Raw genomic sequence first — 12,324 nt, 5'->3', positions numbered from 1 at the left:
GAGCTGGAGTGTGGCGCCGCAGCGCCTGATTCGCCATCGCGCTTGTGTGGATCCGCTTTCAAAGATCGGCCGCCGGCGCCACTGATGGGTGCGGCGCGCTTTGCAGCGCCACCAGCGAAGCGTGGATGGCCTCGGCGACCCAGGGTGTCTCGGCCATGGCTGCCTCGTCGATGCCCGATCCGAGCAAGGAAATGCTGATTGACGCCGCCTCGACGATGACGGCCGACATCGTCCTCAGTGCCTCCTTCAGCGCCGCGTCGGCGTGATGCGCCCGTGGCGACGCATTGAGCACGGCGACCGGCTTGCCCACAAAGGGCTCGAAGCTGACCAGCCAGTCCAGCAGGTTCTTGATGGCGCCGGTGACGCCGTGGGCGTACTCCGGGCTGGCGATCAGCAGCGCATCCGCCGCGGCGACCTGGGCACGCAGCTGGGCGACGCTGGGCGGCAGGTTCGCCTCCAGGTCCGGGTTGAAGAGCGGAAGCTCGCCCACCAATGTGCACACGCTGACCTCCATATCTGGCGGCGCCAGGCGCTGGGCCGTGCGCAGCAGCGCGGCGTTGATGGAGGCGGTGCGCAGGCTGCCGCAAACCGCCAGAATTCTCACGACGCGCTGTCGCGCTTCTTCATGGCGCGCCGACCGGCCATGACAGCGAGCACGGCCAAGGCGAGGGCGTAGCCGGCCACTTCGAGCTTGGCGAACTGCCGGGTTGCCACGAGCGTGCCCACCACGAACACGGCGCAGGCGAAGAACAGGGCCGCGATGACAAACCACAGCCCGGGCGTCAACAGCGAGCCGTGTCGATTGGGCCGATTGAAGCTCATGCGAACGCCCACCGAGACAAAGAAGGCCGACAGGGTTCCGATGACCGCGCAGAAGATCAAGGCCGGGGTCAGCGTCGCGCCGCCGCGCGCCACCAGCGTGAATGTGCTGAAGGCAAGGAGCACCGCGAGCGTGAGGCCCAGGAACAGGGTCACGGCACCGATGGCGCGCTGAACCCACAGGCCGCCGGGTTGATCGGCGATCGGGATTAGGGGGTTGTGGGATGCACGCATTCAATGCTCGCAGCTGTGGTGGAAGGACTATGCCAACAAAGTCAGGGTCGGCCGGATGTTGCCGAGGTGAAAACTCGTCTTGTCGGGCCGCGCCCGGGCCGTGCTGTCCGTCAATGGCGCTGACTTGCAAGCCATGTCGCCGCCGCCCGCTGCTGCTCGACGTCGAACAGGTGCCCACCGGGCGTGGCGCGCGTCTGCAAGCCGGCCCCTCGTCCCCAAGCCTGACCCAACCGTCGCCAAGCCTGCTGCACCGCATCCCACGGAAACAGCTTGTCGTCCGGCGATCCGAACAGCATCAACGGCCTCGGCGCAATCAGCGCTGCCACATCCGGATGATCCAGCTCCGCCGCCAGTCCCGCATGGGCCATGCTGAAGGCGGACTGCCCCACCAGGGTGTGCTCGCCCGGCCGTAGCAGCCCTTCGCGCGTACACATCCAGTGCGCGGCGACGCAGGCCGAGACTTCATCGCAGACGGCCGCCAGCTGCCAGGCGCGCAACGCCCCCATCGAGAAGCCCAGCACCGCGACGCGTTTGCCATCCACTTCGGGCCGCTCGCGCAGCCAGCGGTGCGAGCGCAGGTCGTCGCTGGCGATGAGGCCGGCCCAGCTGTGGCCGAGCTGCATCAGGTGGCTGGCCAGCGCCTGCTGGTCGTCGCGCGCCAGGCCGGGGCGGCTGCGGTCGCCCCAGCCCAATGCGTCAATGGCCAGCACGGCAAAGCCGGCTTCAACCAATGTGTCGCCGACGAAGCTGGCGCCGTAATAGCGCCGTACCCAGGCTTCGGCCGACGGGTTGGGCTGGAGCGGTCGGATCAGCTTTTCCTTGCCGATGTCGAAACGCGCACCGTGGTCGTGCATGACGACGACGGCGGGATGTGGGCCGGCGCCCTTGGGGCGCAGATAGAGCGCCGGTACGCGGTCGCCGAGTGCGCCGCGCAGCGTCAGCGCCTGGGCCGTGTGGCTGCCGCGGTCTTGCTCGCCGAGCACTTCAGTCGCGAAGTCGTTTCCGTTGTCACCCGGCTGCAGGATCAGCCGACGGGCGTTGGCCAGGGCTTCGTCGCGCCAGCCGGGGCCGGGGCGCCAGGCCAGGCGCGGGCGCCAGCGGCGCTGCAGGCCCGCCAGCGTCTCGTCGAGGGCTTCTGCACGGGCGAACACCGGCCACGTGGCCAGTGCAGCAAACAGTTGGCGACGTGCAAGGTTCATGGTCGCCAGGGGCTGCCAAGCAGGCGGCGCTGTGAGAGAGTCGGGCGATGCACCTGCGCCGCCGCGATGCCTGTCTGCTGCTCCTGACCCTGCCTGATGCGATGGCGTGGGCCGACGACAGGGCGCCGCTGCGGATCGGCTGGAGTGACTACCCGCCCTTCCAGAGCAAGGGCGCTTCCGGCAACCCGCAGGGCCTGGACGTGGAACTGCTGGAGTTGATGGCCCAGGCTTGCGGCGAGCATCTGCAATGGTCGCGCCGGCCCTGGGCGCGGCAGGTCCCGGACATCGCCCAGGGCGAACTGGATCTGATGTCTTCGGCCACGCACACCCCGGAGCGGCTGGCGTTTGGCGACTTCACGCTGGCCTATCGCAACGAACGCGTGGCGCTGATGGGCTTGGCGGGTGCAGCGAATCGGCCGCGCCGGCTGGCCGACCTGAAGGGCCGCGCGGTCAAGATCGGCATGATCCGCGGCGTGTCCTTTCCGCTGGCCGTGCGCCGCGAGCTGGAGGACCCGGAGCTGGCGGGCCAGCTGGTGCCGCTGCATGCCAATGACCTGACGCTGTCGGCCCTGCGCGGGCGGCGCGTGGACTACGTCATCGACGACCCCGCCACGCTGCTCTACCGCGCCGCGCGTGAGCCCGGCGAGGCGGTGGAGGTGGTGCTGGAGTTGGCCGTGAGCCCGGTCCATGTCTACGTCAGCCGGCGCACGCTGGAGCGGCGGCCGGACCTGATGCAGCGCCTCAACCTGGGCCTGCAGCGGGCGCGCCAGCAGCCCGAATGGAACCGCGTGCTGGCGCGCTACCCAGGCTATTAGCCGACCCATCCTGGCAGCGCCATCGACAGCGCGGGGATGTAGGTGACGGCCAGCAGTGTGGCCAGCAGCGCGCCGTAAAAGGGTGCGATCGAGCGCATGACCTGGCCGACGCTGACGCCACCGATCGCGCAGCCGACGAACTGTGTGCTGCCCACCGGCGGCGTGTTCAAGCCCAGCGCGCAGTTCAGCAGCATGACGACGCCGAACTGCGTCGGGTCCATGCCGGCCTTCATGCAGATGGGCAGGAAGATGGGTGTGCAGATCAGGATGGTGGCCGCCATGTCCAGGAAGGTGCCGAGCACGAAGAGCAGCACGTTCACCCACAGGAAGATCGCCCATGGTCGGTTGCCGCTGAGTTGCTCCAGCCATTCACCGGTCTTCTGCGGCACCTCATACAACGCCATGAAGTAGCCGAAGGCGGCCGAGATGCCGATCAGGAGCAGCACGACGCCCGTCGTCTTGCAGGCCTTGGCGCAAGCCTCCAGGAAGCCGCGGCGGCTCAAGGATTTGTAGGCCAACCCAGTGACGATCAGCGCCCAGCAGACGGCCGTGGCGGCCGACTCGGTGGCCGTGAACACGCCGCTGAGGATGCCGCCGAGGATGATGACGATGACCAGCAGGCCCGGCAGTGCCGCGACAAAGGCCGAGAACACGGCTCCCCAGCCGGGAAAGGCGCCGTGCGTCGGGTAGCCGCGCTTCACCGCGACGCCATAGGCCGCGGCCAGGTTGGACAGCGTCAGCAGCACCGCCGGGATCAGGCAGGCGAGGATGAGGTTGAAGACGCTGACCGCCGCAATGCCGGCCGTGGCCAGCACATAGATGATGAGGTTGTGCGAGGTGGGCATCAGCGCACCGACCAGGGCGGCGTGCGTGGTCACGTTGACCGCGTAGTCGGCGTCATAGCCCTCGCGCTTCATCAGCGGGATCATCACCGAGCCCATCGCCGACACGTCGGCCAGCGGCGAGCCGGCCACGCCGCCGAACAGCGTGCAGCCCAGCACATTGCTCATGCCCAGGCCGCCACGTACATGGCCCACCAGCCGGTTGGCGAAGTTGACGATGCGCTCGGCGATGCCGCCGTGCAACATCAGCTCGCCGGCAAAGATGAAGAACGGGATGGCGAGGAAAGAGAAAACCTGCATGCCGCCCACCATCTTCTGAAAGACGATGGCCATGGGCAGGTCGGCCGCGAGCGCCGTCGCCACGGACGACAGCCCGATGGCAAAGGCCACCGGCACGCCCAGGAGCAGCAGCAGCACGAAGCTGCCGCACATGATCCAAAGTTCCATGCCCTCCATGTCAGACCCCGGCTTCTTCGACGCTGTGACCGCGCCAAAGCGCGATCAGGTGCTCGATGCAGAACAGCACGATGAGCACGCCCGAGATGACCAGCGGCAGATAGTCCAGCCCCTCGGAGACGCCGAGCATGGGCTTGGGCTCGGCCCATTTCAGCGTCAGCCACTCCCAACCCGCGACGGCCATCAGCACGGCGAAGACGATCACGCAGAGGTGGATGAGCGCCTCGGCCACGCGCTGCGCGCCCTTGGGCAGCAGCACCACGATGGACTCCATGCCCAGGTGGCCGGCATCGCGCACGCCCACCGCCACCGCCAGGGCCGTGATGTAGAGCACCAGCAGCAGCGCAAAGGGCTCGGTCCAGGTGGGCGAGTCGTTCAGCAGATAGCGGCCCACGACCTGCCATTGCACGCAGACGACGAGGACGACGAGCCCCAGCACGGCCGCGCGCAGTGACCAGCGCGACAGCGCCGCGCAGAGCTTGGTGTAGGCGTTCATTTGGTGTCTTGAATCGCTTTGACGAGGGCTTGGAGTTCCGGCGTGTTGACGAACTTGGCGATGACTGGCTGGACGGCCTGGCGGAAGGCTTCGCGGTCCGGCTCGACGATCTGCGCGCCGGCGGCCTTCACGGCGGCCAGGGCCTTGGCTTCCTGCGCGTCCCAGCGTTCGCGCTCGACGGCGACCGAGGCCTTGGCGGCCTCGCGCAGCTGCTTCTGCTGGTCGGGTGTCAGCTTGTCCCAGATGCGCTTGCTGATGAACAGCCCCTCGGGCGTCATCGAATGCTCGGTGCGGCTGTAGAACTTGGCCGCCTCGAAGTGGCGGAAGCCCTCGTAGCTCGGCACGTTGTTCTCGGCCGCATCGATAAGGCCGGTCTTGAGCCCCGTGTAGACCTCGCCGATGGGCATGGGCGAGGGGTTGGCGCTCAGCGCCGTCATGGCGGCCACCCACAGGTCGGTCTGCTGCACGCGGATCTTCAGGCCCTTCATGTCGGCCAGTGCCTTGATGGGCTTGCGGGCATAGACCGAGCGGGCGCCGGAGTCGTACAGCGCCAGGCCCACCAGCCCCGAGTGCTCGCAGGCCTTGAGGATCTCCTCGCCGGCCGGGCCGTCGAAGGCATGGCGCATGTGGGCCGTGTCGCGGAACAGGAAGGGCAGGGAAGGCACCAGCGTCTTGGGGCACATGGCCGTCAGCGGCGCGAGGTTGACTCGTGTCATCGCCAATGCGCCGAGCTTGACCTGGTCGATGGTCTCCTTCTCGCTGCCGAGCGCGCCCTTGTTGAAGACCTTGACCGTCAGCGCGCCGCCGCTGCTCTTGGCGAGCAACTGGCCCAGGTGCTTGACGGCGACGACGGTGGGGTAGTCGTCGCTGTTGTGCACGTCGGCGGACTTCAGCTCCAGGGCCCAGGCTGCGGGGCTGAGCAGCGCCGCAGCGATCAGCGTGGTTTGGATCTTCATGAGGTCTCCTTAGTCGAGAGCGCGATAGCGCAAGTTCGAGAAGCGTGCTTCGCCTTGACCCGCCGCGTAGATCGCCGGGCGCAGGCTGGCGAAGCCGCCCGCTGTGTTGTGGTGGTAGCCGCTGACGTCCATCTGCACCGGGAACTTGGCCCAGGGCTGGCCGGCGTCGGCACGCGAGTAAAGCGTCAGCACATGGCGCACGCAGCGCAACCTCAACTGCATGCGGCGCGAGATGCCAGCGGGCTTGGGCACGGCCCGGATGTCCTGCCCGTAGCGGTGCAACTGCAAGCTCTTCGCATTGGCGCCGATGCCGGCGTACAGGCGCGGGCTGTAGAACATGACGAGGCCGGCTTGCACGCCTTCGTCGAAGTCGAGATCGAACTCCAGCTCGAACGCCGGGTCGCCCTGGATGAAGCCCAGCGGTGGGCTGTCGGCCGGGCCTTTGCCGGTGGCGGTGAGGCGCAGCTTGCCCTCCGCAACGCGGGCGCGCTGCGCCTGGCTGCTGCCGCTGAGGAATTGCCAGTGGGTTTTCAGCGCCGTGCCGGAGAAATCGTCCGACAGCGCCAGGCCATGCGGTACGGCGTCGCCGCCCTTGGGTTTGGGCAGCGGCGCGCCGTCGTCGGCATCGACATGGAACCAGCCATCGGCACTGAAGCGCGCCGGTGCCAGCAGCATCTGTCGGCCCAGCGTGTGGAAGCTGTTCTCGTAGCCGTGATACAGCATCCACCAATCGCCCGCGGGGCCTTGGACCAGGCTGCCATGGCCGCGCGACCACCAGCGCTCTCGCGATGAGCGGGTGCGCATCAGCGGGTTGTGCGGCGCCTGCTCCCAGGGGCCTTCGAGCGTGCGGCTGCGCGCGGCGATGACCATGTGCCCGGTCGGTGGCCCGGCCGTGCCGCCCACCGCCAGCAGCATGTGCCACCAGCCGCCATGGCGCAGCATCTTGGGCCCCTCGGGTGAGAAGCTCTCGACGTCCCAGTCTTCGGGATAGCGCCAGGGGTCGTAGACATGCTCGATGGAGCCGGCGAGCTTGAGCCCGTCCTCACTGAGGCGCACGCGGTCGCCACTACTGAGAAAGAGCCAGCGTCGGCCGTCTTCGCCGACGACATGCGTCGGGTCGATGTGCTTGCTCAGCCCGAGCGGCACAGGCTGGGACCACGGCCCCTCGATGCGATCGGCCCAGCTGACGAGGATGTCGTTGGGCGAGGCCTTGACGGGCAGATAGAGGTAGTAGCGATCGCCGTGCTTGCACAGGTCCGGCGCCCAGACGCTGCCCACCGCCTCGTGCAGCGCGTTGGCCACCGGCCGCCAGTTGACCAGGTCGCGTGAATGCCAGATCAAGAGGCCCGGCACGGCCTCGAAGCTGGAGTGGGTCAGGTAGTAGTCGCTGCCGTCCTTCAGCACCGTCGGGTCGGGCCTGTCGCCGGCCAGCACAGGGTTCAGGAAACGACCATCACCCAGGTCGGCCTTGCGCTGGCCCTCAATGCCCTTGGGCCAGGGCTGGCAAGGCGGCAGGTAGGGCTGGCCGGGCGCGTCGGAGCAGTCGGCGGCGCCCCAGGCCGGTGGGACCGCCAGCAGTGCCAGCAAGCCGCGGCGGTCCAGGCTCACTTCGAGACCTGCGTGAACAGCGATTGCCAGCCCGCCTTCGGCGCCATGTCGGCGAGATTCCAGTCGGCCTCGACAAAGGTGCGCTGCGTCGGCTTGCGCTTGGGCAGGCCCTCGGGGTTGTTCTGGGTCTCGTCGTCGATGAGCTGGCCGCGGTCCTCGGCGATGTCGGACAGCTGCTTGAAGTCCAGCGGATCGCGCGCCCAGGGCCGCGAGCCGACGTACAGCGGCAGCAGCTTCTCCAGCTCGCGCGGCGGCAGCCAGTTCAGGCCGGCAGGCAGATAGGGCTGGCGCACGGGAATGATCTCGGCGCTGGTCGTGTAGCGGCCCGTCATCGGCAGGGGTTGGCCCTGGCGGTCGACGGCGAGGTTGTCCTGTTCGTAGAGCTGCACGTCGCCGACGCCGCCCAGTGTGAAGAAGGGCAGGTTGAGCGCCGTGCCAGGGCCGGCGCGGTAGACGTTGCCGGCCAGCGTGATCTTGCCGACCTGGTAAGGCCGGCCCACCCATTCGTGGGCGATCAGGTTGTAGTGCACCGCCCGCCAGCCGGGGTTGTAGATCAGGTTGTTGACCATGGCGCCCCACACGCCGCCCTTGAACAGCGCGTTGCGCTCGCGGTTGGACGCATAGACGTTGCCCAGCAGCAGGATCTGCGTGGCGTTGTCGTGGATCAGCGAGCCCTTGCTGTGCTCGCCCTTGATGTGCACGGCCTCGTTCAGCCCCTCGTAGATGAGGTTGTGGCTGTAGGTGATGGCATGCGAGGTGTGGGCGCGCCAGTCGTCGGGGGTGGCGCCCTCGAAGCGATGGCCGCCGACGGAGAGGTTTTCGTCCGTTGCCCAGGAGAAGCTGCAATGGTCGACGATGACGCGCTCGGCGCCGTCACCGGTGGAGAAGCCGTCATGGTCGTTGCCGCTGCGCTTGGCCCGCCCGAAGGCGCCGGGGCGGATGCTGATGTGCTGCAGGATGACGTCCTTGGCAAACACTTCCAGTTCGCCCTTGACCAGCGTGATGCCGGGGTCGGGCGCCGTCTGGCCGGCGATGGTGATCTTTCCTTCGCGCAGCTTCCAGCTCTTGCCCGCCAGGTCGATGACGCCGCCCACCTCGAAGACGACGATGCGCGGCCCGGGCGTATCCAGGGCCGCCTTCAGGCTGCCCGGGCCTTCGCCGGCGAGTGTCGTCACGCGAATGATCTTGCCGCCCTGGCCGCCGGTGGTCTGCGCCCAGCCGGCGTGCACATAGGTGGCCGGATGCAGAGGTGCCGTGTTGGTCTGCGCATGGCAGAGCCCGGCCGCCAGGGCCAGCGTCCAAAGAATTCGCATATCGCTTCTTTATCCCATCAGGTCTTGCATCGCCTCGCGCGGGATCAGCGCGCCCGGATGCTGGATGACACGGGCCGCCACTCGGTTGCCGAATGCCGCGCCTGCTGCCGGCGTGGCACCGCGCAGGCGCTGGCTCAGGTAGCCGGCCGCGAAGGAGTCGCCGGCCGCGGTGGTGTCGACGACGCGCGGCACCGCTTCGGTGGCCACGTCCTGCCAGACATGGTTGAGGCCGACGCGGGTCGACAGTGCGCCGCGCTTGATCGCGATCTCGGCCACGGGCAGCGCCTGGGCTGCGGCCACGGCGGTGTCCAGGTCGGCCAGGCCGTGCAGGGCCTGGTGGTCGTCGGCGGTGATGAGGGCGACGCTGGCGGCCGCGAAGGCGCGTTGGTACCAGTAGCGCGCATCGGCCAGCGAATCCCACAGCCGCGGGCGGAAGTTGTTGTCGAAGGCGACCAGCTTGCCCGCGGCACGCATGCGCGCCATCAGCGCCAGTGCACGCTCGCGTCCGGCCTGCGGCAGGATGGCCAGGCTGATGCCCGACAGGTAGAGGGCGTCCAGCCCGTCGGCCTGCTCCTCCAGCGCCGTCGTCGCGGTATCGAAATAGGCGCGGGCTGCGGCCTGGCCGCGCCAATAGTGGAAGCGTCGCTCACCGGCCTCGTCCAGCTCGATCAGGTACAGGCCCGGCAGCCGGCCGGGCAGGCGCTGCACGAGACCGGTCTGCACGCCTTCGGCGGCCCAGCGCTCGAGCAGGCCGGCGCTCAGGGAGTCATCCCCCAGGGCGGTTGCGTAGTGCACGCGCAGGTTCGCCCCGCCGCAACGGGCCAGGTAGACGGCGGTATTCAGCGTGTCGCCGCCAAAGTTCTGGCGCAGCTGGCAGAAGGCCTGGCCCTGCAGTTCGAGCATGCATTCGCCCAGGGCGGCGATGGACACCGGCCGGGAGGCGGGCGAGGAAAAAGTGTTCACGGATAAAAATGAAACAGCGGTTCAATAAAGATAGCTTACCCAGTTCATTCCGGGCCACATGGTTTACCCCGGCTGGCGCTGAGGTCGCCCGGCCTGCCTTAGAGTGCGCGCCGCGCGCTCTAAGGCGTGCCAGATCATGAAGCCAGGGAGAGCAGATGAAGATGAACCAAGTGCGCGCCGCATGGGCGCTGCTGGCCGCGGCCTTGATCGCCGCGCCGGCCTGGGGTGACTGCAAGCTCAGCCAGCTGGAGATCCCGGTCCGCATCGTCAACCATCGCCCGGTCGGCACGCTGAACCTGAACGGCACCGAAGTGCCCATGCTGATCGACAGCGGCGCCTTCTTCAGCTTCCTGACGCCGTCGGTGGCGGCCCAGCTCAATCTGCGGCTGAGGAGCCTGCCCGCCGGCCTGCGCATCTGGGGCTATACCGGCTCCGTCGAAGCGCGGGCGACGCGCGTGGAGAAGGTGATTTTCCAGGGCACCACACTCAACAACGTCGAGTTCATCGTCGGCGGCAACGAGCTGGGTTCGGGCATCCAGGGCGTCCTGGGGCGCAATTTCCTGTCCATGGCCGACGCTGAATATGACCTGGCCCACGGCGTCGTGAGGCTGATGTTCCCCAAGGGCGATTGCGACAAGACCAACTTTGCCTACTGGGCCGGCGAGGCACCCATCATCGTGCTGCCGCTGGAGGGGGGCTCGCGCGGCCATGACACGTCCATCCAGGTGACCGCCCGGGTCAACGATCGCGACGTGAGGGCGCTGCTGGACACCGGCGCACCGCGCACCTCGCTGAAGCTGCGCACGGCCAAGCGTGCCGGCGTGAAGGAGTCCGACCTCACGGAAATCGGCCGCGTCGGCGGCGCCGGTTCGGGCAAGGCAAAGGCGTGGACCGGGCCGATCGAGACCTTCGAGTTCGGGGGCGAGAAGATCCACAACAGCCAGTTCGTCATCGATGAGGCCAGCGGGGCCGACCAGGACATGCTGCTGGGTCTGGACTATTTCCTGTCGCACCGCATCTATGTGTCGCAGCTGCAGCGCAAGCTCTACGCGACCTGGAATGGCGGTGCGGTGTTTGCTCGCACCACGCCCGGACAGTACGACCCGCGCTATGCGGCGCGGCCTGATGACATCTCGCCCGACGACGCGGCCGCCCTGGCGCGGCGCGGCGAGGCTTCGGCGGCCCGCGGTGAGTATGAGCGCGCGCTGGAGGACCTGAACCGCGCCTGCGAACTCGAGCCCCTTGCCGAGGCTCACTTCCTGGCGCGGGCGCGGGTGCATCTCTCCATGCGCCAGTTCGCCAAGGCCCAGGCCGACCTCGACGAAGCCCTGCGGCTGCACCCTGCGCTGGACGAGGCTCTGGCCCTGCGCGCCGCACTGCGGGTGTCCAAGGGCGAACGCGACGGCGCGCTGGCCGACTTGCAGGCTCTGGACGCGGCACTGCCGCCGTCCTCGCATCTGCGTGCCGGCATGGCTGACGTCTACGCCAGGCTGGAGCTGGTGCCCGCGGCCCTGCGCCAGTGGGAGCTGTGGATGCCCAGCCATCGCTCGGACAGCGGCATGGCCCGCGTGTTGAACAACCGCTGCTGGTTGCGCGTGCGCCTGGCACTGGACCTGAAGCTGGCCCTGGACGATTGCAAGGAGTCCGTGAGCCTGGACGGCGGTGCCGTGTCGGCCCGCGACAGCCTGGGCTGGGCCTATCTGCGTCTGGACGACGCGTCGCGCGCCCTCAAGGCCTTCGATGCGGCCATCGAGATCAAGCCCCTGCCCATGGCCCTCTACGGCCGCGCGCTGGCGCAACGCCGCCTGGGCAACGAGGACGCCGCCAGGCGCGACCTCGAGGCGGCGCGCAAACAGCGTCGCCACATCGACGACGAGGTCCGCAAGCAGGGCCTGCCCGTCGCCGAGGACGCGCCGGCCTCGGCGAGCGCGGCAACACCCTAGGCTGATATACCCCGCCAGGCCGCCTCGGCCAGCAGCCCCGCATAGGCCGCCGGCTTGGCCTCGCGCCGCCCGGCCAGCCAGCCGCGGCAGTAGGACTCCGCACCGCCCAGCACCAGGGCCGGGATCAGCTCGGCCGGCAGCTCGGCGAGGAGGCCGGCGCGCACACTCTCGGCCAGGCGGGCATCGATGGGGGCATAGCGCGCCTCCAGCCGCTCGCGCAGTGCATCGCCATGCGGCCCCTGGGCCACGGTCTCGCGGGCCATGAAGAGAAAGGCCGCCAGCTCGGGCAGGGCGGTCACCCAGTCCACGTAGGCGGTCACCAGCTCAACAACCACGGCATGTGCATCGGCGACGGCCTCGGTGCGTGTGGCGATGGCGCGGCTCTGATCATCGAAGCCGGCGAAGAACAGGGCCGCCGCCACGCCTTCCTTGTTGCCGAAGTGGTGGTAGATCGTGCCCACGCTCTGGCCGCTGCGCTGGCGCAGGTCCTCGATGGTGGCGGCCTCGATGCCGCGGGCGTTGAAGCAGGGCAGGGCGTGCGCGAGCACCGCGCGCCGGCTGGCGCCGCGCTCGCCGGGCGAAGCCAGCTTGAAAACCTGGTGCAGGCGGCTGGTGGAACCACGGGGCTTGCTCATTAGAACAATATTCTAGAATCGTTCGGCGTTCACGCGAAGAGGATG

General features: G+C 68.6%; 12 protein-coding genes. 2 read left to right on the top strand and 10 right to left on the bottom strand.

Annotation, left to right across the window (positions count from 1 at the left end):
* Window positions 1-58: 58 nt before the first annotated feature.
* The 3 genes from ACXJKM_RS20020 to ACXJKM_RS20010 all read right to left on the bottom strand — a co-directional run bounded on the left by ACXJKM_RS20020 (window position 59) and on the right by ACXJKM_RS20010 (window position 2,252).
* Window positions 59-604 carry an NADPH-dependent FMN reductase gene (locus ACXJKM_RS20020; protein WP_457354646.1) on the bottom strand — a complete coding sequence of 182 codons (546 nt, stop codon included), beginning with the start codon at window positions 602-604 and terminating at the stop codon, window positions 59-61.
* Entirely contained in the window at window positions 601-1,053 is a 453-nt protein-coding gene (locus ACXJKM_RS20015; protein ID WP_457354644.1) for a hypothetical protein, read from the bottom strand. Before ACXJKM_RS20015 ends, ACXJKM_RS20020 begins: the two co-directional genes overlap by 4 nt.
* Before the next feature lie 110 nt (window positions 1,054-1,163).
* A complete protein-coding gene (locus ACXJKM_RS20010; RefSeq protein WP_457354642.1) occupies window positions 1,164-2,252 on the bottom strand; it encodes a dienelactone hydrolase family protein in 1,089 nt (362 codons plus the stop codon).
* Between the two features lie 47 nt (window positions 2,253-2,299).
* Here ACXJKM_RS20010 and ACXJKM_RS20005 point away from each other — a divergent pair, with 47 nt between their 5' ends.
* Window positions 2,300-3,067 (top strand): substrate-binding periplasmic protein, encoded by a 768-nt coding sequence (locus ACXJKM_RS20005; protein WP_457325595.1) that lies wholly within the window; start codon window positions 2,300-2,302, stop codon window positions 3,065-3,067.
* Here the strand turns inward: ACXJKM_RS20005 and ACXJKM_RS20000 are convergent.
* From ACXJKM_RS20000 to ACXJKM_RS19975, 6 genes are read right to left on the bottom strand one after another with little or no spacing between them, the layout of a single operon-like run.
* On the bottom strand, window positions 3,064-4,356 hold the full coding sequence (locus ACXJKM_RS20000) for a TRAP transporter large permease (protein WP_457354640.1): 1,293 nt from the start codon (window positions 4,354-4,356) through the stop codon (window positions 3,064-3,066). The two genes, ACXJKM_RS20005 and ACXJKM_RS20000, sit on opposite strands and share 4 nt — an antisense overlap.
* A 10-nt stretch (window positions 4,357-4,366) precedes the next feature.
* Window positions 4,367-4,861 carry a TRAP transporter small permease gene (locus tag ACXJKM_RS19995; protein WP_457354638.1) on the bottom strand — a complete coding sequence of 165 codons (495 nt, stop codon included), beginning with the start codon at window positions 4,859-4,861 and terminating at the stop codon, window positions 4,367-4,369.
* Window positions 4,858-5,817 carry a TRAP transporter substrate-binding protein gene (locus ACXJKM_RS19990; RefSeq protein WP_056197347.1) on the bottom strand — a complete coding sequence of 320 codons (960 nt, stop codon included), beginning with the start codon at window positions 5,815-5,817 and terminating at the stop codon, window positions 4,858-4,860. The genes ACXJKM_RS19995 and ACXJKM_RS19990 overlap by 4 nt, the downstream gene beginning before the upstream one ends.
* Before the next feature lie 9 nt (window positions 5,818-5,826).
* Entirely contained in the window at window positions 5,827-7,425 is a 1,599-nt protein-coding gene (locus tag ACXJKM_RS19985) for a family 43 glycosylhydrolase (RefSeq protein WP_457354636.1), read from the bottom strand.
* Window positions 7,422-8,738 (bottom strand): pectate lyase family protein, encoded by a 1,317-nt coding sequence (locus ACXJKM_RS19980; RefSeq protein WP_457354634.1) that lies wholly within the window; start codon window positions 8,736-8,738, stop codon window positions 7,422-7,424. The genes ACXJKM_RS19985 and ACXJKM_RS19980 overlap by 4 nt, the downstream gene beginning before the upstream one ends.
* Before the next feature lie 9 nt (window positions 8,739-8,747).
* Complete coding sequence (locus ACXJKM_RS19975) at window positions 8,748-9,701, bottom strand: sugar kinase (RefSeq protein ID WP_457354632.1); 954 nt, start codon at window positions 9,699-9,701, stop codon at window positions 8,748-8,750.
* Window positions 9,702-9,856: 155 nt separating this feature from the next.
* Here ACXJKM_RS19975 and ACXJKM_RS19970 point away from each other — a divergent pair, with 155 nt between their 5' ends.
* Window positions 9,857-11,644 (top strand): aspartyl protease family protein, encoded by a 1,788-nt coding sequence (locus ACXJKM_RS19970; RefSeq protein WP_457354630.1) that lies wholly within the window; start codon window positions 9,857-9,859, stop codon window positions 11,642-11,644.
* On the opposite strand, the gene ACXJKM_RS19965 is transcribed toward ACXJKM_RS19970, so the two are convergent.
* Window positions 11,641-12,279, bottom strand: coding sequence for a TetR/AcrR family transcriptional regulator (locus tag ACXJKM_RS19965; RefSeq protein ID WP_457354628.1), 639 nt, complete (start codon window positions 12,277-12,279; stop codon window positions 11,641-11,643). The genes ACXJKM_RS19970 and ACXJKM_RS19965 overlap by 4 nt on opposite strands.
* Window positions 12,280-12,324 lie beyond the last annotated feature (45 nt).

This window comes from Roseateles sp. P5_D6, from assembly GCF_054049415.1.
The sequence above is the reverse complement of the archived record's forward strand: the minus strand, read 5'-3'. Positions and strand labels throughout refer to the sequence as shown.

Bases quoted from the DNA above. Each gene is read 5' to 3' on its own strand.
- ACXJKM_RS19970 (WP_457354630.1), top strand. From the start codon at position 9,857: ATGAAGATGAACCAAGTGCGCGCCGCATGGGCGCTGCTGGCCGCGGCC.
- ACXJKM_RS19965 (WP_457354628.1), bottom strand. From the start codon at position 12,279: ATGAGCAAGCCCCGTGGTTCCACCAGCCGCCTGCACCAGGTTTTCAAG.
- ACXJKM_RS20010 (WP_457354642.1), bottom strand. From the start codon at position 2,252: ATGAACCTTGCACGTCGCCAACTGTTTGCTGCACTGGCCACGTGGCCG.
- ACXJKM_RS19995 (WP_457354638.1), bottom strand. From the start codon at position 4,861: ATGAACGCCTACACCAAGCTCTGCGCGGCGCTGTCGCGCTGGTCACTG.
- ACXJKM_RS19980 (WP_457354634.1), bottom strand. From the start codon at position 8,738: ATGCGAATTCTTTGGACGCTGGCCCTGGCGGCCGGGCTCTGCCATGCG.
- ACXJKM_RS20015 (WP_457354644.1), bottom strand. From the start codon at position 1,053: ATGCGTGCATCCCACAACCCCCTAATCCCGATCGCCGATCAACCCGGC.
- ACXJKM_RS19990 (WP_056197347.1), bottom strand. From the start codon at position 5,817: ATGAAGATCCAAACCACGCTGATCGCTGCGGCGCTGCTCAGCCCCGCA.
- ACXJKM_RS20005 (WP_457325595.1), top strand. From the start codon at position 2,300: ATGCACCTGCGCCGCCGCGATGCCTGTCTGCTGCTCCTGACCCTGCCT.
- ACXJKM_RS20000 (WP_457354640.1), bottom strand. From the start codon at position 4,356: ATGGAACTTTGGATCATGTGCGGCAGCTTCGTGCTGCTGCTGCTCCTG.